Genomic DNA, 18,005 nt, shown 5'->3' on the forward strand with positions numbered 1-18,005 from the left:
TAACCCGGGCCGTTCAGGCTTCCGAACTGCTCAGGCGTTCCAGCTGGGCCGGGCGCGCAGGGCGTCGTTCCAACGCTTGAGATGATCCAGGCCCTCCGGGATCGGCACCTTCACGAAGTCGGACAGGAACAGCGCCGTCATGCCGGTGATGTCGGCGACGGTGAAGCGCTCTCCGGCAACAAAGGGCCGGCCGTCGGCCAGCGCGCTGTCCAGCCAGGCCAGCTTGGCCGGCAGGTCATGGCGCTGCGCCTCGACGATGGCCGGCACCTGGGTCAGCTTGTCCTTGAAGAAGTCGAAGCTGTGGCGCGCGATCAGACTGAGGGGTGTCAGAATCTCCAGCTCCATGCGGCGGTCCCACATGTAGATCCGGGCCTGCTCCACGGCATCCCCACCGAAGAGGTTCGGTTCAGGCTGCAAAGATTCAAGGTAACGGCAGATCGCCTGAGACTCGCAGATGATCGTGCCGTCGTCGAGTTCCAGAACCGGAACCTCGCCCAGGCTGTTCTTCTTCCGCAGAGCTTCGCCGCGGGTACCCTGAGCATCGAGACTCAGATCGACACGCGGCAGGTCCATCCCCTTCTCAGCCAGAAAGATGCGCACCCGGCGCGGGCTCGCCGCAGCAGCATTGTAGAGTTTCACGGTCAGGTCTCCTCTGGTCTCTTTACAATCCGCTCCGCCTTTGATATCTATTAATCAACATATGATCAATAGGTGATATATGTTGGATACAACCTTCGCGGCCCTGTCCGACCCGACACGACGCACGATCCTGGACCTGCTGGCTGAGCGCGAACACTCGGTGGGCGAGCTTGTCGACCACTTCCCCATCACCCAATCAGCCGTTTCGCGGCACCTGAACGTGCTGGAGCAGGCCGCTCTGATCGAACGGCGGCGGGACGGCCAGCGCCGGCTCTGCGCCCTGCGTGCCGAAACCCTGGCGGAGGTCGACCGCTGGATGGAACGCTACCGCCGCATGTGGGTCGGCAAGCTGCAGCGCCTGGACCGGGCGATACAGAAGAGGGCGATACAGAGGAGAAAGAAGCGATGAGCCAAGCAGTCGCGGAAGATCTTCGCAGCGTCGTCCTGCGGTACCGCTTCAACGCCAGCGTCGAGGAACTCTTCGCCGCCTGGACCGACCCCGAGATGCTCGCGGAGTGGTGGGGGCCGGAAGGCTTTCGCAGCAAGGTTCTGGTGATGGAACTGCACCCCGGCGGGCGCTTCGAGATCGAGATGACCGCCGAGGACGGCGAGGCCAGCCGTATCACAGGGGTGTACCGGGAGATCTCGCCGCCAACGCGGCTGGTCTTCGAGATCACCGAGCACTGCGCAAAAGACCTGCCGCCGGAGGTGGAACCGCAGATCGCCCCGACACCAGTGACCGTCGAGTTCGTCAGCCATGGCGACCAGTCGGAGATCATCCTGACCCAGGACGGGCTGAACCCGACCTATTCGGAGCTGGTTACCTGGGGCTGGGGCGGCGCCATCGACAAGCTGAAGACGCGGCTTGGCTGAGACGGCCCGGAGCAGATCCGGGTTTGATGGAGTCGCGGAAGCGATCCATCAAGCCCGCTGAATCTGCTCTAAGTGTAAAGTGTAGAGCGGATTCACATGTTTAGACGCAAACACAAGAGTGTTTCCGTCTAAACATGATCCGCTCTAGCGGCCGCCCGGCTGCAGGAGATCCCATCGGTTGCCGTAGAGATCCTCGAAGACGGCCACGGTGCCGTAGGGCTCCTCCCGCGGCGCCTCCAGGAAGGTCACGCCGGCCGCCTGCATCGCCCGATGGTCGCGCGCGAAGTCGTCGGTCATGAGAAACAGGAAGACGCGCCCGCCGGTCTGGTCGCCGATCCTCGCGCGCTGTGATTCGTCGGCGGCCTTTGCCAGCAGCAGGCGCGTCTCTGCGGCGCCCGGCGGCGAGACCACGACCCAACGCTTGCCGCCGCCCTGGTCGCTGTCCTCGATCAGATCGAAACCGAGCTTGCCGACGTAAAAGCCGATCGCTTCGTCGTAGTCGCGCACCAGGAGCGCAACGAGGCCGAGGTGCTGGTGCATACGCTTGGGCTCCCGGCGTCAGGCAGGCTCGAACAGCTCGATGGGATTGCCGGAAGGGTCCTCGCAGAGGACCTGGCGGCCGCCCGGCCCGGCGAGAATGTCATTGCGGAAGACCGTGCCCTCGGACCGCAAAGCGGTCACGGTCGCCTCAAGATCGCCGACCGTGACTACGATCCGCGACCAGCCGCCGGGCTCGGGGCGGCTCCCGTCCGGCATGGGCTTGGAGGCCGAGGCCTGCGGACCGGCGAGCCAGAGGCCGAGATTGTCTCGGCTCATGATCGCCATGGCCGGCCCGAACTGCTGCTGCAGTTCGAAGCCGAGCCGGTCGCGGTAGAAAGCGACGGCCTGATCGACGTCGTGAACGATGTAGCGAACCTGTGCCATGACGGAACCCTGGTGGACGGCCAAGCCCATTATAGGACGGCAAGCGCTTCGGTGTGCGGACAACTTTGGGCTGGTTGCCGCGGTCCGGTCTCTGCTAGCCTCCCGCCCGGAAAGGACCCGCCATGCCTGCCTTCGATCTGCTCCTCCCCTTCTTCGCGGCGACACTGCTCTTCGCGGTGATGCCCGGACCGGCCATCCTCTACACCGCCGCCCAGACCATGGCGCGCGGGCGGCGGGGCGGCGCCATGGCGGCCTTCGGCATCCATATCGGCGGCTACGTGCATGTGATCGCCGCGGCGGCCGGCCTCTCCGCCGTCTTCCGCTATGTGCCGGAAGCCTATCTGGCGGTGAAGATTGCAGGGGCGCTCTACTTGATCTGGCTCGGCATCTCCTTCTTCCGCAAGCCGCAGAGCGACGCGCTGCCCGCGGTAACCCAGCGCAACGCCCGGCGCGCCTTCGCCCAGTCCATGCTGGTCGAAGTACTGAACCCCAAGGCGGCGCTGTTCTTCATCGCCTTCCTGCCGCAGTTCGTCGATCCCGCTGCGGCCTGGCCGCTCTGGGTCCAGTTGCTGATCCTCGGGACCTTCGTGAACGTGGCCTTCTCCACGGTCGATTTCATCACCGTCGCCGCCACCTCCACCATGGTGGGTCTGGTGCGCAAGAGCGCCGCCGGCCAGCGGGTGGTGCGGGCCATCGGCGGCTCCATTCTCGTGGCCCTCGGCGTCCATCTGGCGGCCTCGCGCAGCTAGGTCCTCCGCCGCCCTCCCCGGCGGCTCTTTGAACCTTCCGCACAGTCCCTGCGACCCATGATCAATCTGACCCTTTCTCGCAGGAGAGAACCGTGCGCAAGTACCGTGTCCAGGGCCTTCTGGCCTCCGTGAGCCTTATTGCCGCCCTGACGGTCATCGGCGTCGGCCAGGCTGCCGCCCAGCCCGATCTTGTGCCCATCGTCACAGCGCCCATGTCGGCCAACGTCGGCGTGCAGAACATCGGCGACAGCCCGGCCCCGGCCAGCCAGCTGATCATCAGCTGCGACAAGCTCGGCAAGGCCGGCGGCGGTGGCTGCCCGGATGCCCCGGATCTCGGCATCTACGAGAACCCCGCCTATCCCCAGCATGCGACCATCGAGGTGCCCGAACTGGCGCCCGGCGAAAGCTACAACCACGTGCTGAGCGTCTGGGACGACATGGTCTGGCCGGAAGGCACCTACATCTTCAGCGTCACCGCCGATGCCGGGAACGCCGCCGTGGAAGCCAACGAGTTCAACAACGATACCCAGACCAGCTACACCCAGCTGCCCCAGCCCGGCATCGGCCAGAAGCCGCAATTGCCACTGCAGACCAGGCCGGCAGTTCCTCATCGGCAGAAGCCGGCAAAGGCCACCATTGTCGCGCCGCAGCGTCTGCCGGTCCTGAAAGCCGTTCCCGCAAAACCGACACGCCCGGCACCGCAGCAGCCTGCGCCGCGGCGCTCGACGAACTGAATTCCTCCCGAAGCTTCCCTCTTGAAGCTTGCCTCCTGGGCGGTCCCTTGGGACCGCCCATTTTTTTGCGATCCCGGGGCGGTCCCTTGGGACCGCCCCCTTTTTTGCGCGCGGGCACAGGCATCTTTGTAACGACATCCAGACTCGCGATAGTCTTGCGGCCTTCTCACGTACTGCAAGGACCCGCATGACCCAGGCCCCCAACGACCAGGACCTCATCGCCCGCCCGGGCAGCCGCCTGGAAATCACCACGCCGGCGCTGGTGCTCGACCTTGATGCGCTGGAAGGCAACATTGCCGCCATGGCGGCCATCACCAAGACGCAGGGCATCGGCCTCAGGCCCCACGCCAAGACCCATAAGTCGGTGGCCATCGGCAAACGCCAGATGGATCAGGGGGCCGTCGGGCTGTGCTGCGCCAAGCTGGCTGAGGCCGAAGCGCTGGCCGCCGGCGGGCTCGACCGGCTGCTGCTGACCTCGCCGGTCACCGGCGCCCGGCGTATCGCCCGCCTCTTGGACCTGCAGCCGCGCTGCACCGAGCTGTTGGCAGTGGTCGACGACCCGGGCAATCTGCGCGACCTCGGCGAAGCGGCGGCGGCGCGCGGGCAAAGCCTGGACCTGCTGATCGACGTCGACATCGGCCAGCACCGCACCGGCGTCGTCGGCGCCGAAAGCGCCCTGGCGCTGGCGGAAACCATTGCCGCGCATCCACAGCTTACCCTGCGGGGCCTGCAAGGTTATGCCGGCCATCTGCAGCACATCGCCGGCTTCGAGGAACGCCGCCGCGCCTCCCATGCCGCACTGCAGGCGCTGGCGGAGGTGCGCGATGCGCTGGAGGGCGCCGGCCACCCCTGCCCCATCGTCACCGGCGGCGGCACCGGCAGCCACGCTTTCGATCACGAGGCCGGGTTGCTGACCGATCTGCAGGCCGGCTCCTACATCGTCTCGGACGTCCAGTACGGCGCGGTTGATCTGGCCGGTGCGGAGGCGGCGCCCTTCACGGCCGGGCTCTTTGTCTACAGCCGGGTGATCAGCGCCAGCCATGCGGACTTCGTCACCATCGACGCCGGCTCCAAGACGCTCTCCACCGACGGGCCGCTGCCGGAGGTGGTCTTCGGCGCCGCGGCGGGCAGCCGCTATGCCATTTCCGGCGACGAGTTCGGCCAGCTCACCCTGGCACCGTGCAGCGCGGCACCCGCGGTCGGCGACCTGATCGCCCTGCAGGTGCCGCACTGCGACACCACCATCAACCTCTTCGACTTCTACCACTGTGTCCGCGGCGACGCCCTGGTGGCCCTCTGGCCGATCGAGGCCAGGGGCGCCTCCAACTAACCCGCTTACCTCACCGGCATGCGGCGGCCGAGGGCGACGCTGGCGACCACGAAGACGGCGAAGGCCAGGGTGACTGCGTCCACCGTCTCGCCGAGAAGGACCGCCGAGGCGAAGATGGTCAGGAAGGTCTGCAGCAGCTGGACCTGGCTGACCCGGGAGACGCCGCCGATGGCAAGGCCGCGGTTCCAGGCGAAGAAGCCCAGGAGCTGGCTGAACAGGGCCACGTAGAGGAAAGCGCCCCAACTGGCCGGCGAGCCCTGCATGCCGTGCTCGGCCAGGGAGAGGCCGACCGGGACCGCCAGGAAGGGCGCGGCGATCACCAGCGCCCAACAGATCACCTGCCAGCCGCCGAGAGTCCTGGTCAGGCGCGCACCCTCCGCATAGCCGATGGCGGCGCAGGCCACCGAGGCCAGCAGCGCAAGGTGGCCGGGCCCGATGCTGTCGCCGCCGCGCAGCAGCGAGAAAGCCACCACCGCGCCGCCGCCGGCCAAGGCGACGAACCAGAAGCCGGGCGACGGCCGTTCGCGCAGCATCACCGCCGCAGCCAGGGTGGTGGCCAGCGGCAGGATGCCGAGCACGACGCCGCCATGGGCGGCGGGCACGCTCTGCATGGCCCAGGCCGAAAGCAGGGGAAAGCCCAGCACCACGCCGAGGGCGACGATGACGAGGCTGCGCCACTCCCCGCGCCGCGGCAGGCGCTGGCGCGTCGCCAGCAGGATGATCAGGGCCACCGCGGCTGCCAGGATGGCCCGGCCCAGCCCGATCATCACGGGAGTGAAGTCGACCACGGCGATGCGGGTGGCCGGCAGCGTGAGGCTGAAGATGGCAACACCGATGAAGCCCAGCAGCAGGCCTTTCGCCTCCTGACGCGCCGGACCCTCGGCGGTAACAGGCGCCACGCCCTGCGGCTGATCAGCCATCGCTATCGGCGGACCTTTCGCCGGACGGCGCAAGAGCGGTCTGCTTCATCCCGTGGGCGATGATCTTGCGCATGACCGTCGGCAAGGCCTCGCCGTCCAGGGCGTCAAGCCCGACCCAGCGGCCGGCCGCCTCGGGGAGCCCGGCCTTATCTGCAGAGGTCTGGTCTGCAGAGGCGGCCCAGACCGTCACCTCGAAATGAAAGTGGGTGAAGGTGTGCCGCACGACCCCGGGCAGCACCCGCCAGTCGGCCTGCAGCGGCGCGGCCGCCCCGGCCTCCGCCTCGTCCCATGCGCCTTCGCGCCAGGGGGTCGAGGGCACCTCCATCATGCCGCCGAGCAGGCCCTTTTCCGGCCGCCGGCGCAGCAGCAGAGCCCCGTCCCGCGTGGCAACCCAGAACGCCACCGCATGGCGCGTCGGCTTCGGGGCCTTGGCCAGCTTACGCGGCAGCTCCGGCGCCACACCGCCCGCCCGCGCCTGGCACTGGTCCTCCAGCGGACACAACAGGCATTTCGGCTGGCGCGGCAGACAGACCGTGGCGCCCAGGTCCATCATCGCCTGGGCGAAGTCGCCGGCCCGCTGCTCCGGCGTGATGCGGTCGGTCAGGGCCTTCAACTCCGGCTTTGCCGTCGGCAGCGGGGTTTCGACATGGAACAGCCGCGCGATCACCCGTTCCACGTTGCCGTCGACCACCACAGCCCGGCGGCCGAAGGCGATGGCCGCGATGGCCGCGGCCGTATAGACACCGATCCCCGGCAGGCGGCGCAGCTCCGTCTCGCTGTCGGGGAAGCGTCCGCCGAGGTCGCCGGCCACGACCTGGGCACAGCGGTGCAGGTTGCGCGCCCGGGCGTAGTAGCCGAGCCCGGCCCAGGCGGTGAGAACGTCATCCAATGGCGCCGCTGCCAGCGTCTCGACATCAGGCCAGCGCGCCAGGAAATCGGCATAGTAGGGCGCGACCGCCGCGACGGTGGTCTGCTGCAGCATGATCTCGCTCAACCAAACGTGATAGGGATCCGGCGCCGCGGCGCCCGGCGGCGAACGCCAGGGCAGGCGCCGCGCATGGTGGTCGTACCACGTCAGCAGCGTGGCATGAACGGCGTCTGCAGCGGGCGCCGGCGCCGGAGAAGATGCGACAGAGGACATAAAAATCTCTATAGTCGATCCCTTCATATACTGAGCCGCCGCAACACGGCAAAGCGAGGTTTTGTCACCGCGACAATGGCCAAGGCGACCCCCCAGGATCCCAAAGGCAGAGGCCGGCGGCAGAATGCGCGGGCCCCCGGTGCACAGGACCCCAGTGCACAGGACCCCAGTGCGGCCCGGAAGCGGCGCAGCGGCTTGCGCGCCCTGGCCAGCGATCTGCCGGCCGTGACCAAGCGGGCCTTCGCCCGGCGCGGCCTCAGCGGGGCGGAACTGGCCCGCCAGTGGCCGGCGATTGTCGGTGCCGACCTCGCCCGCCACTGCCGGCCCCGGCGGCTGCGGTTTCGCCGTCCGGGTGAAACGCGCGAGGGCGATTTGACGCTGCGGGTGACGCCCGCCTGGGCGCTGGAGATCCAGCACCTGGAAACCCTGCTCCTGGAACGGGTCAACGGCTTCTTCGGCTATCGGGCGGTCGAACGGCTGACCCTGCAACAGGGCCCCCTGCCGCAGCCAACGCCGCAGCCGGCAGCCCGTTCCTCAGACGCCGCGGCTCCGCCACCGGCTGACAGAGATCTTGTGGATAAGCTCGCCCGCATCGACGATCCCGAGCTGCGCCAGGCCCTTGAACGCCTTGGCCGCGCCCTTCGACAAAAACAGGTCCAGCGGCCGGAAAGGGCTTAAAAACATGCCTTTCGGAGCCCACATCCCTCAGGTCCGGGAGACCTTGAGAGACCCGGCGAGAGACCCGGCGCGAGACCTCGCCAAAGCCCCGGAATCCGGGGCAAATGGGCGCTTGTGGAATCGCGGATGGCCCACTAGCATGCACAACATATGGTAGGTAAAGCCATGAAGAGACGGAACATACTGATCGGAATGGGGGCCGTGGCCCTGGGTGTCGGCGTCGGTGGCGCCTATGCTCTCGTGCAGCGGCCGGAAGACGGCCCGCAGGTCGCCGAGCAGGCGCCGCGGCTGGCGGCTGCCGGGGATATGCAGCTCTTCGAGGACGACCGTATTCTCGGCGCGCCGGACGCGCCCATTACCATTCTCGAATACTCCTCGCTGACCTGCCCGCACTGCGCCAGTTTCCATCAGGGCACCCTGCCCCAGGTGAAGACCGACTGGATCGACACCGGCAAGGCGCGCCTGGTCTACCGGCACTACCCGCTGGACCAGCTGGCGCTGCGCGCCGCGGCGGCAGCCAACTGCATCGAGGGCGACGGCTTCTTCGGCTTTCTCGACGTGCTCTTCAGCAATCAGCCGCGCTGGAGCCGCAGCCAGGATCCGATCGGCGCGCTGCAGCAGTTTGCGGCGCTGGCGGGCCTCAGCCCGGAAGCCTTCCAGGCCTGCATCGCCGACGAGACAACCATCACCCGCATTCTTGAAGTCCAAAAGGACGGCCGCGACACCTACGAGGTTGCTTCGACTCCGAGCTTTGTGATCAACGGTCAGCGCGTTGTCGGCGCCCGCAGCTATGACGAGTTCGCGGCGGTGCTGACGCGCTTCGCGCCGGACGCCTGAGGACGGCGCCCGGCGGCGAGCGGCTGATCGGCAGGCAGAGGCGGCGCGGCGTTTTGCAGGGGGACGTATGAGTTCTGGTTCGACGGCAAAGGGGGAATAGCCGCGCGTGGTGCAGTTCACCAAGCTTCGTTTGAGCGGGTTTAAGTCTTTTGTCGATGCCACCGAACTGGTGATCGAACCGGGCGTGACCGGCGTCGTCGGCCCCAACGGCTGCGGCAAGTCCAACCTGGTCGAGGCGCTGCGCTGGGCGATGGGTGAAACCTCGCCCAAGAGCATGCGCGGCAAGGAGATGGACGACGTCATCTTCGCCGGCAGCGCCAATCGCCCGTCACGCAACGTCGCCGACGTCACGCTCTATCTGAACAATGCCGAGCGCAAGGCGCCGGCCATGTTCAACGACTTCGACGACATCGAGGTCACGCGCCAGATCGACCGCGGCGAGGGCTCGACCTACCGGGTCAACGGCAAGGAAGTGCGCGCCCGCGACGTGCAGCTTCTGTTCGCCGATTCCGCGACCGGCGCCCACTCCACCGCCCTGGTCAGCCAAGGGCGCATCGGCGCCCTGATCAACGCCAAGCCCGCGGACCGCCGCTCGCTCCTGGAGGAGGCGGCGGGGATCACCGGGCTGCACTCGCGCCGCCACGAGGCCGAACTGCGCCTGCGCGCTGCGGAGACCAACCTGGAGCGCCTGGACGACGTCATCGCGACGCTGGAGACCCAGCTTCAGAGCCTGAAGAAGCAGGCGCGCCAGGCGACCCGCTACCGCAATGTGAACGAGCACATCCGCCGCTCCGAGGCCATCGTCCTCCACCTGGAGGGGGCGGAAGCCAAAGAAACCCTGGCCGCTGCCGAAGCCGCCTACGAGGCCGCCGAGCGCAGCGTCGCGGAAGTGACCCAGGAAACCGCCGCCCGTGCCAGCGAGCAGGCCGAGGCCGCCGCCGCCCTGCCGGCTCTCCGGGAAAGCGAGGCGGAAGCCGCCGCAGCCCTGCACCGGCTGACCGTGGACCGCGACACGCTGGACAAGGAAGAGGCCCAGGCCGTCGAGGCCAAGAGCCGGGCCGAGGAGCGCCTGGCGCAGTTGCAAGGCGACCAGAGCCGCGCCGAAGCGCTGGCGGGCGACGCCGAGGCCGCCCAGGCGCGCCTGGACGGCGAGCGCGACGGCTTGACCCAGGCCGCGGAAGGCGAGCGCGAAGCCCTGGCCGCTGCCGAGCAGGATCGTGCCGAGGCCGCGGAAAAGGCCAGCGAGCAGGAGCAGCTTCTGGGCCAGGTGACCAGCAAGATCGCCCAGGACGAGGCCCGGGCCGCGGCCCTGCAGCGGCGCTGCGAGGAGCTGGCCCAGCGCCTGCAGCGCCTGCGCGGGCAGAGCGAGGAGGCCCTGGCCCAGCGCCGGAACCTGCAGGACGAAACCGTGGATCCGCAGGTCCTCGCGGCCGCCGAGACCCGCCTTGCGGAGGCCGAGGCCGCGCTGACCCAGTGCCGGGCGGCCAGTGGCGCGGCCGCCGAGGCGACCGCCGCCGCCCGCACGGCGGAGGCAGAGTCCCGCCAGGCTCTGCGCGAGCGCGAGGCGGCGCAGGCGAAGCTTGAGGCGGAGATCTCGGCCCTCACCGCGCTTTTGGAGCCGGCGGAGGCCGACATGTGGCCGCCGGTGGTCGATGCGATCTCGGTGACGCCGGGCTTCGAAGCGGCGCTGGGGGCCGCCCTCGGCGACGACCTGACCTTTTCCGCCGACGAGGCTGCGCCGGTGCATTGGCAGCAGCTCGCACCGATGACCGCCGCGCCTGCCCTGCCGCCGGGGGCCGAGCCGCTCTCGGCCAGTGTGCGCGGCCCCGCCGCCCTGGACCGCAGGCTGTCGCAGATCGGCGTCGTCGCCTCCGCCGAGGACGGCGTGCGCCTGCAGGGTGCTCTCCAGCCGGGCCAACGCCTGGTGACGAAGGACGGCGACCTCTGGCGCTGGGACGGCTTCACGGCCAAGGCCGACGCGCCCACCGCCGCCGCCCAACGCATGGCCCAGCGCAACCGGCTTGCGGAACTGCGCGGCGAGCTGGACGGAGTCGAACGGGAAACCGCCCGCGCCGGTGCCGACCACGGCAGCCTGGAAACCGCGGTCGAGCAGGCCGCGACGGCGGAGAAGACGGCGCGCGAACGCGAAACAGCCGCCTTCGACGGCGTCAACGCGGCCCGCCAGGCGCACACAGAGCTTGCCGGCAAGGCCAGCGCCGTCGCCTCGCGGTTGGCGGCACTGGACGAGAGCGTCGAGCGCCTGCAGGCCGACGAAGCGGAGACCGAAAGCGCCCTGACCCAGGCGCGCGGCGAAGAAGCGGGCCTGCCCGACCTCAACCTGGAACACCAGCGGGCGGACGACCTGCGCGAGGCCCTCGCCGCGGCCCGCGACGGCCTGGTCGAGCGCCAGGGCCGCCTGAGCCAGTTGCAGCGCGAAGCCGAAGCACGCGGCCGCCGGCTGCAGGACATCGCCACCGAGCGCCAGTCCTGGCAGCGGCGCGCCGAGGAAGCCAAGGCCCATCTGGCCGACCTGGAAGCCCGGCGCGGCGCCACGGAAACCGAGATTGAGACGCTGGCGGCCATTCCGCTGGCTCTCGCCGAGCGCCGCGAAGCCCTGGCCGCATTGATCGAAGAGGCCGAGGCGCGGCGCCGCAGCGCCGCCGACGCCCTGGCCGAAGGCGAGAACCGGCTGAGCGCCGCCGACAAGGCCCTGAAGGCGGAAGAGGCGCGGCTGACCAACGCGCGGGAAAACCGCATCCGCTGCGAGGGTGCGGTCTCCCAGGGCCGTCAGAGCCTGGATACGGTCACCGAGAAAGTGCGCGAGAAGCTGAACTGCGCCCTGGACCAGGCCCTGGCCGTGGCCGAGGTCGATCCGGACAAGGAGCTACCGCCGCGCGACGAGGTGGAGACCAAGCTGGCCCGCCTGATCCGCGAGCGCGAGAACCTGGGCGCGGTGAACCTGCGCGCGGAAGCCGAAGCGCGGGAACTGGACGAGCAGATCGTCGGCATGCAGTCGGAGCGCAGCGACCTGATCGCCGCCATCAGCCGGCTGCGCCAGGGTATTGCCAGCCTCAACCGCGAAGGGCGCGAGCGCCTGGTGGCCGCCTTCGAGGCCGTCAACAGCCACTTCTCGGAGCTCTTCGTGCGGCTCTTCGGCGGCGGTCGCGCGCACCTGAAGCTCACCGAGTCGGAGGACCCGCTGGCCGCCGGCCTGGAGATCATGGCGAGCCCGCCGGGCAAGCGCCTGCAGGTGATGTCGCTGCTGTCCGGCGGCGAGCAGGCGCTGACCGCGCTGGCCCTGCTGTTCGCGGTCTTCCTGACCAATCCGGCGCCGATCTGCGTGCTGGACGAGGTCGATGCGCCTTTGGACGATGCCAATGTGGATCGCTTCTGCAGCCTTGTGGATGAGCTGACCAAGGCGACGGAAACGCGCTTCCTGGTGATCACCCACCACCGCATGACCATGGCGCGCGTGGACCGCCTGTTCGGCGTCACCATGGCCGAGCGTGGCATCAGCCAGCTGGTTTCGGTGGATCTGCAGGCCGCCGAGGGCCTGCGCGAGAGCGCCTGATCTAGACGCGGCGTCTTCAGCGCCGACCCTGAGCCACCGTGATCACGGCAATCTCCGTGTTGGCGGCGCACTTGATGGCGATCTGGTCGATCAGTTCCACCGTCAGTTCGGTCCCGGCTTCCAGCAGCAGCGTGCCACCGGCGCTGTAGAAATTCTCGACAACAACCATGCCCGGTTCGACCAGGGTGTAATGAAGCTGCTGCGACGGCCCCTCGACCGCGACGGTATCGGGGGACTCCAGCATTTCTTTCAGGCGCCGGGCGGGATCTTCCTCCGTTTCCTGCTGGTTTCCGCCGACCTTTGGCACCTTGATCGCGGCGTACTCGACGGAGGGCTTGAGCACGAGCTTGCGCTCCATCGCATAGGCCATGCGTTCGCTCAGCTTGGCCTTGGACACCGGCTTGGAGAGAAAGGCCGAGACGTCCAGGGCGCTGGCCCGCATCACGAGATCGGATTCGGCATGGCCGGTGAGCATCAGAATCGGAAAGTCCCGCTCCAGGGGCGTTTCCCCGGTGCGCACGGCATGAAGGACTTCCAGACCCGTCATTCCATCCATTTGGTGGTCGAGGATCAAGGCCCCGGTGACGAAGTCGAGCGCCATGATGGCTTCCTTGCCGCTGCTGGCGGTCTGCGTCGCATAGCCCAGGTCGTTGAGCATGCGTACCATGAGGTTCCGCACGAAGGCCTGATCGTCTACAACCAGGACCGACTTAGGCGCTTTGGCGTTCAACATCGTTCACTAGTCCTTCGCTTCGCAGAAAGTTCTGAAGACGGTCGGTCTCCGCCTCCAGCGTTTCGATGAGCTTACGCAGGCTATCCCAGTCTTCGTCTTTGGCCTGCTTTTCCAGGGCCTCGCAGGTCGCCGCCAGAAGCGGCGCCATGCCGTAGCGGGCAGTGCCCTTGGCGGCGTGCGCCGCGGCGCGCAACCGCGCGGCATCGCGGCTCGACCAGGGTTCATGCAGCGCAGAAAGCGACGTCTGCCAGTTGTCGAAGAAGTCGGCGATCAGGGCGTTGATGGTGTCGCCGTCGTCGTCGCCGATCAGCTCGGCCAGCCCCTGGCGATCGATCGGCGGTTGGCTGGGTCCATGGGCCTGCGGGGTTTCCGGTGGCTCGACGTCTTCCATCGGCTCGGCGGCGCCCTCCTTGAGGGACGGATGCCACCACTGTTCGAGCGTGCGCGACAGCTCGGCGAGGCCGGCCGGCTTGGACAGGTAGGCGTCCATCCCGGCGTCATAGCAGCGCTGCGCATCGCCGGTAACGGCATTGGCGGTCAGCGCGATGATCGCGCTGCGCGGGCGGCCTTCGGCCTCCAGCGCACGAACCGCGCGGCTCAGTTCGAAGCCGTCCAGAACCGGCATCGAACAGTCCGTGATGATCAGGTCGTAAGGCCTCCGGTCGAGCAGTTCCAGGGCCTCGGCGCCGTGCTCCGCCAGATCGCAGTCGGCGCCGAGGCGACGCAGTTGGCGGCGCAGAACGAGCTGGTTCATCGGCTGGTCTTCGACCACCAGGATCTTCGGGGCCTGGCCGGGCGCAAAGACCTGATAGCTCTCACCGGCCGGAAACGCGGGCTCATTGCCGCGGTCGTCAAACCTGTATCTCTCGCCCGAAGCCGCGTGGGATACCTTTACGGTGCTCAGTGGCTTGTCGAGCAAACTCAGCAAGGGGTGAAACAACGCCTGGCGCCGGTAGTCCGGGTCGTCACAGGAGACAACCGCATAGGTCCGCTCGAAGTCCTCTCCGTAGCGCGCCAGGACGGCGCCAACGTCCATACCTTCGGCTGAATCCCAGTCGATCAGCAGCGTTTGTTTCCCGACAGCACCGCCTGACGATCTTTGGCCGAGGCCTGCAGGCGTGGTCAAGATCTGCACTTCGGCCCCTGCATCCCGAAGGTCTGAAACAAGCGCATTGTCGGGAGGCTCGCCTGGAAAAAGAAAGGTCAGGCTGTGGCCCTGCAGTGGCGAAACCCGCGGGCATCCCCAGTCCGAAACCCTTGCCGGAAGGGAAACAAAAAAGCTGCTGCCCCAGCCCGGGCGCGACCTGGAGTCGATGGTACCGCCATGCAGGCCGACAAGCCGCTGTGCGATCGTCAGGCCCAGCCCCGTGCCACCGAAGACCCGGGTTGTCGACCGGCTTTCCTGGCCATAGGGCTTGAACAGGGTCTCGGCCATGTCCGGATCAAATCCAATGCCCATGTCATCCACCGAGAAGCGCAGCCGGACCTGATCGCTGCCGATGCGCTGGGCCGACAGGCTCACCTCCACTCTGCCGCGGTCGGTAAACTTGATGGCATTGCCGACGAGGTTCGCCAGCACCTGGTGCAGCCGCTTCTCATCAGCCATCACGACCCGCGGGACTTGCGGATCGATGGTGGCGGCAATGTGGAGCCCCTTTTCCAGGGCGGCGGCGGTAAAAATCGACTGGACTTCCCGCACCAAAGCGGCGGGATCGAAGGCAGCCATGTCGAGCACAAGTTCGTCGGCCTCGATCTTGGAGAAGTCGAGGGTGTTGCCGATGATTCCCAACAAGGCCTGGCCGGCGCTTGTCGAAGCCTCCACAAGATCGGCCTGCTCGCGCTCGAGCTGGGTCCCTGCCAGCAGCTCCAGGTTCGCGATTACGCCCGACAGCGGCGTGCGCAGCTCGTGGCTCATGTGCGCCAGAAACTGAGACTTCGACCGCGAAGCCCTTTCGGCCGCCTGGCGCAGACGCACGGAGCGGTAGTCGGCAACGATCCGGGTGATGGCCTGGATGATCGGGCCCAGTTCGCCGGCGAGTGCATGGTCAAACCCGCCGGTCCGGTTGGCCAGGGCCACCTCGCCCAGGATTTCGTCTTCCAGGACCAGGGGCAGGATCATCAGATTGTCCATTGCCAAATGGCCGCAGGGAACGCCAGACGAAGCGGGATGACGTTTGGGGTCGTTGGCGATCAATACCTTGCCTGTGCGCAAAGGCTCGCCGCGCAGGTTGTCGATGTTGCGGAACTCCATGCCGCCCTTGACCGAACTCGCATACCAGAGCCGCGTTTCCTCGTCCCAGGCGATGTTGGAGATGGCCAGCGTCTTCAGGTAGGGCGCACCCTCTTCGTCCTCCAGTTTCTCCGCAATCAGCCCGTAGTCCGCACCGCTCAATTGCAGGATCTTGTCGAGCAGTTCCTCGAAGGCGGCCCGGTTGCGGGTCTGGTTGAGATAGATCGAGTGCGCATCGTTGACCGCCGCCAGCACGGCCGCGCGCCGCTTGTCACGCTCGGCCAGCAGAACCTGTTCGGTGACCTCGTTGAGCGATGAGCGCACGGCGCTCTTGCCGCCCCAGTCGATGGCCTGCGACGAGACGTCTGTGTAGATGAGCCTGCCGTCGACGCGCCGCATGGCGAACTGACGCACCGTTTCCGGCTCGCCGCTTTCCTGGACGTGACGCCAGGCGCTCCGCGCCCGAGTCTGGCTTTCTTCCGGCATGAAATCGGCAAGGAAGCGCGCGCGCAGTTCCGTGCCGTGTTCCAGCCCGAGAATCTGGGCTCCGGCATCGTTGGCGAAGAGCACCTGCCCGCGGTCGTGAATGACCACGCCGTCGATGGCTTCTTCAATCAGAGATCGGAAGCGGCGCTCCAGCCTGATCCCGCGGTCCTGATGGCGGTAGACAATGAGAATAAGGGCCAGCATGGCCAGCAGCGACAGCAACAAGGCCAGGCCCTTGCCCATGAGGTTGGCCTTCCAGTCGGCCAGGATGGCGCTCATGTCCATGGTGGCAGCGGCCGTCATGGGCCAGCCGGCCACCGGGGCCGTTGCCGTCAGGACGTCACGGCCCCGGGTGCCCGGTTCCCAGAAAATGCCGCCCCTGCCCAGATAGGCCTGGTCGAGGAAGGTCGGGATTTCCCCCTCTGCCGCCGCCTCATCCGCGCCGTCAGGCCGTTTGATGGCGACGAGTTCGCCGTCGTCCGTCAGCACGCGGCGCGCGATGGGGAAATCGCCCAGGAGCGCGAACTTCTGCGCGAAGTAGGAGGGCTTTACCGAGATCATCGCGATGCCGCGGAAACTGCCGTCAGCGGCGGAAAGGCGGCGCGAAACCACAAGAATTGTCTCGCCGCGCACCCGGCTGACGATCGGCTCGCTGAGAAAGGAGCCCCGGACCAGGCCATCGCGCTGCGCTACGAAGTAAGAGCGGTCGGAGATATCGAGGCCGCTGACCTTGGTGCCGCCTGCAGCGACCAGGCCGCGAACAATGCCGAAGCGATCCGCCAGCGCGGCCCCGGTCACGTGTTCCCCGGACTGCGAGACACGCCCCAAGACCGACAAAGTCTCCGGGGTCAATTCGTCGACCCAATTCGGGTTCTGGTCGACCAGGTCTTCCAGATGATCGAGCTCTGAATCGACGAGGCGCATGGCATAGGCGATCTGCTCTGCCGTCGCGCGGGCATCCACCGTCAGGCGCAGGCGCTCCTGCTCGACCGTGCGCTCGTAGGACATCAGCGCGAGCAGGCTGAAAATGCCGAACTGGGCGGCAAAAACCAGGCCGAGGGCGAGCGGTTTGGAGAAAGTCCGGAACATGGTACCTGCGAGAGCTTTCTTTGGACTTATGCTACTCCTACAAGAAACTTCCTAAACAATTGATAATTGCTATGTTTAGTTCACTTACAACTTTGATTAGGAGAAGCTTGTCTGCCAGGAAGGGCGCGGGTCTCCGTCGGGTGTCCAGCCGCCGGGTGTCCAGCCGCCGGGTGTCCAGCCGCCGGGTGTCCAGCCGCCGGGTGTCCGGGCATCGGGGCCGCACGGCGGGGCCCTGCGCTGACCTGACCGCCCCCCCTGACCCCACCCGGGCCGCCACCCCAGGCCGCCACCCGGGCCGCCACCCGGGCCGCCACCCGGGCCGCCACCCGGGCCGCCAACCGCCCTCAGCCAGGGCAGGCGCCGCCACAGAGCGCACGCGCAGCACTTGGCGGTGACTTGGCGGTGACTGGGCGGTGACTGGGCGGTGACTGGGCGGTGACTGGGCGGTGCCCCCGAACCCATCCGGAGGCGCAACCGGGCAGCCGGCGGGGTCGGCGGGGAGCCCCCCATTCAAAGCCCGCCGCGGGCTGCTTTCGACGCGCCGGAAAGACCGCCGAAGGCCAAGGGAATCGCGGGTTCTCTTCGCCTTGACAGGGGGGAGGAGTCTTCATACTGTGCGCGCGAATTCAGCTCAGACCTCCATCAATTCTTGGGGAGAACGGTCACCCGGCGAGTGGGACGAAAGCGCGCATGCAAGACGACTCTCCCCCGCCATCCCTCGAACAGCTGGACGAAAAACTCCGTGCGGCGAAAGCCAAGCGGCGCAGCGCTGAGCCGGACCCGCGCGAACGCGGACAGGGACTGGCCTTTGCGATGCGGATCGGGGTGGAGATCGTCGCGGCGCTCATTGTCGGCGTTGCGATCGGATACTTCCTCGATCAGTGGTTGGGAACCAAACCCTGGTTTCTGCTGCTGTTTTTCGTGCTCGGCGCCGCCGCGGGATTTATGAACGTTTTCAGGATTGTCGGTGGTCTGGGGGGACAGGTCGGATACCGCAAAAAAGGCGAACCGACCGGGTCCGGGGACGGGCAAAACCCCGCCGAAGAGCGGGACAAGGACGGATAAGGGTTA

Annotated in this window: 16 protein-coding genes; 9 read left to right on the forward strand and 7 right to left on the reverse strand. The window is 67.7% G+C overall.

The window, feature by feature from the left end; genetic code table 11:
* Positions 1–30 precede the first annotated feature (30 nt).
* A complete protein-coding gene (locus Q0982_RS09305) occupies positions 31–639 on the reverse strand; it encodes a glutathione S-transferase family protein (RefSeq protein ID WP_299394527.1) in 609 nt (202 codons plus the stop codon).
* A gap of 79 nt (positions 640–718) precedes the next feature.
* Here Q0982_RS09305 and Q0982_RS09310 point away from each other — a divergent pair, with 79 nt between their 5' ends.
* Both Q0982_RS09310 and Q0982_RS09315 read left to right on the forward strand, forming a co-directional pair.
* Complete coding sequence (locus Q0982_RS09310) at positions 719–1,048, forward strand: helix-turn-helix transcriptional regulator (protein ID WP_299394529.1); 330 nt, start codon at positions 719–721, stop codon at positions 1,046–1,048.
* Positions 1,045–1,512: an SRPBCC domain-containing protein gene (locus Q0982_RS09315; RefSeq protein WP_299394532.1), complete on the forward strand. Its 468-nt coding sequence runs from the start codon at positions 1,045–1,047 to the stop codon at positions 1,510–1,512. The genes Q0982_RS09310 and Q0982_RS09315 overlap by 4 nt, the downstream gene beginning before the upstream one ends.
* Positions 1,513–1,656: 144 nt before the next feature.
* Here Q0982_RS09315 and Q0982_RS09320 read toward each other — a convergent pair whose 3' ends face one another.
* A complete protein-coding gene (locus Q0982_RS09320; protein WP_299394534.1) occupies positions 1,657–2,052 on the reverse strand; it encodes a VOC family protein in 396 nt (131 codons plus the stop codon).
* 18 nt (positions 2,053–2,070) lie between these two features.
* A complete protein-coding gene (locus Q0982_RS09325) occupies positions 2,071–2,436 on the reverse strand; it encodes a VOC family protein (protein WP_299394537.1) in 366 nt (121 codons plus the stop codon).
* Positions 2,437–2,558: 122 nt separating this feature from the next.
* On the opposite strand from Q0982_RS09325, the gene Q0982_RS09330 reads away from it, so the two are divergent.
* From Q0982_RS09330 to Q0982_RS09340, 3 genes are all read left to right on the forward strand, one after another.
* Positions 2,559–3,185: a LysE family translocator gene (locus Q0982_RS09330; RefSeq protein ID WP_299394539.1), complete on the forward strand. Its 627-nt coding sequence runs from the start codon at positions 2,559–2,561 to the stop codon at positions 3,183–3,185.
* Between the two features lie 92 nt (positions 3,186–3,277).
* Positions 3,278–3,919 carry a CARDB domain-containing protein gene (locus Q0982_RS09335; RefSeq protein WP_299394542.1) on the forward strand — a complete coding sequence of 214 codons (642 nt, stop codon included), beginning with the start codon at positions 3,278–3,280 and terminating at the stop codon, positions 3,917–3,919.
* Between the two features lie 187 nt (positions 3,920–4,106).
* Positions 4,107–5,249: a DSD1 family PLP-dependent enzyme gene (locus tag Q0982_RS09340; protein ID WP_299394544.1), complete on the forward strand. Its 1,143-nt coding sequence runs from the start codon at positions 4,107–4,109 to the stop codon at positions 5,247–5,249.
* Between the two features lie 5 nt (positions 5,250–5,254).
* Here Q0982_RS09340 and Q0982_RS09345 read toward each other — a convergent pair whose 3' ends face one another.
* Positions 5,255–6,169 (reverse strand): DMT family transporter, encoded by a 915-nt coding sequence (locus Q0982_RS09345; protein ID WP_299394547.1) that lies wholly within the window; start codon positions 6,167–6,169, stop codon positions 5,255–5,257.
* Positions 6,162–7,310: an A/G-specific adenine glycosylase gene (gene mutY, locus Q0982_RS09350; protein ID WP_299394548.1), complete on the reverse strand. Its 1,149-nt coding sequence runs from the start codon at positions 7,308–7,310 to the stop codon at positions 6,162–6,164. Before mutY ends, Q0982_RS09345 begins: the two co-directional genes overlap by 8 nt.
* A gap of 195 nt (positions 7,311–7,505) precedes the next feature.
* Here mutY and Q0982_RS09355 point away from each other — a divergent pair, with 195 nt between their 5' ends.
* The 3 genes from Q0982_RS09355 (at position 7,506) to smc (ending at position 12,396) form a co-directional block, all read left to right on the forward strand.
* A complete protein-coding gene (locus Q0982_RS09355; RefSeq protein ID WP_299394550.1) occupies positions 7,506–7,988 on the forward strand; it encodes a DUF721 domain-containing protein in 483 nt (160 codons plus the stop codon).
* A 165-nt stretch (positions 7,989–8,153) separates the two neighbouring features.
* Positions 8,154–8,825, forward strand: a complete 672-nt coding sequence (locus Q0982_RS09360; RefSeq protein ID WP_299394552.1) for a thioredoxin domain-containing protein — start codon at positions 8,154–8,156, stop codon at positions 8,823–8,825.
* 106 nt (positions 8,826–8,931) lie between these two features.
* Positions 8,932–12,396: a chromosome segregation protein SMC gene (gene smc, locus Q0982_RS09365; protein WP_322096991.1), complete on the forward strand. Its 3,465-nt coding sequence runs from the start codon at positions 8,932–8,934 to the stop codon at positions 12,394–12,396.
* A 16-nt stretch (positions 12,397–12,412) separates the two neighbouring features.
* Here smc and Q0982_RS09370 read toward each other — a convergent pair whose 3' ends face one another.
* Together Q0982_RS09370 and Q0982_RS09375 are read right to left on the reverse strand one after the other, a co-directional pair.
* On the reverse strand, positions 12,413–13,129 hold the full coding sequence (locus Q0982_RS09370) for a response regulator (RefSeq protein WP_299394554.1): 717 nt from the start codon (positions 13,127–13,129) through the stop codon (positions 12,413–12,415).
* Entirely contained in the window at positions 13,107–16,934 is a 3,828-nt protein-coding gene (locus Q0982_RS09375; protein WP_299394556.1) for an ATP-binding protein, read from the reverse strand. Before Q0982_RS09375 ends, Q0982_RS09370 begins: the two co-directional genes overlap by 23 nt.
* A 690-nt stretch (positions 16,935–17,624) precedes the next feature.
* Between Q0982_RS09375 and Q0982_RS09380 the strand changes: the two genes are divergently transcribed.
* Positions 17,625–17,999 (forward strand): AtpZ/AtpI family protein, encoded by a 375-nt coding sequence (locus Q0982_RS09380; protein ID WP_299394558.1) that lies wholly within the window; start codon positions 17,625–17,627, stop codon positions 17,997–17,999.
* The last annotated feature ends 6 nt before the right edge of the window (positions 18,000–18,005 follow it).

Source organism: Pelagibius sp. (genome assembly GCF_028281305.1).
Classification (GTDB): Bacteria; Pseudomonadota; Alphaproteobacteria; order Kiloniellales; family Kiloniellaceae; genus Pelagibius.

Bases quoted from the DNA above. Each gene is read 5' to 3' on its own strand.
- Q0982_RS09330 (WP_299394539.1), top strand. From the start codon at position 2,559: ATGCCTGCCTTCGATCTGCTCCTCCCCTTCTTCGCGGCGACACTGCTC.
- mutY (WP_299394548.1), bottom strand. From the start codon at position 7,310: ATGTCCTCTGTCGCATCTTCTCCGGCGCCGGCGCCCGCTGCAGACGCC.
- Q0982_RS09325 (WP_299394537.1), bottom strand. From the start codon at position 2,436: ATGGCACAGGTTCGCTACATCGTTCACGACGTCGATCAGGCCGTCGCT.
- Q0982_RS09310 (WP_299394529.1), top strand. From the start codon at position 719: ATGTTGGATACAACCTTCGCGGCCCTGTCCGACCCGACACGACGCACG.
- Q0982_RS09360 (WP_299394552.1), top strand. From the start codon at position 8,154: ATGAAGAGACGGAACATACTGATCGGAATGGGGGCCGTGGCCCTGGGT.
- Q0982_RS09370 (WP_299394554.1), bottom strand. From the start codon at position 13,129: ATGTTGAACGCCAAAGCGCCTAAGTCGGTCCTGGTTGTAGACGATCAG.
- Q0982_RS09345 (WP_299394547.1), bottom strand. From the start codon at position 6,169: ATGGCTGATCAGCCGCAGGGCGTGGCGCCTGTTACCGCCGAGGGTCCG.
- Q0982_RS09315 (WP_299394532.1), top strand. From the start codon at position 1,045: ATGAGCCAAGCAGTCGCGGAAGATCTTCGCAGCGTCGTCCTGCGGTAC.
- Q0982_RS09340 (WP_299394544.1), top strand. From the start codon at position 4,107: ATGACCCAGGCCCCCAACGACCAGGACCTCATCGCCCGCCCGGGCAGC.
- Q0982_RS09320 (WP_299394534.1), bottom strand. From the start codon at position 2,052: ATGCACCAGCACCTCGGCCTCGTTGCGCTCCTGGTGCGCGACTACGAC.
- Q0982_RS09375 (WP_299394556.1), bottom strand. From the start codon at position 16,934: ATGTTCCGGACTTTCTCCAAACCGCTCGCCCTCGGCCTGGTTTTTGCC.
- Q0982_RS09380 (WP_299394558.1), top strand. From the start codon at position 17,625: ATGCAAGACGACTCTCCCCCGCCATCCCTCGAACAGCTGGACGAAAAA.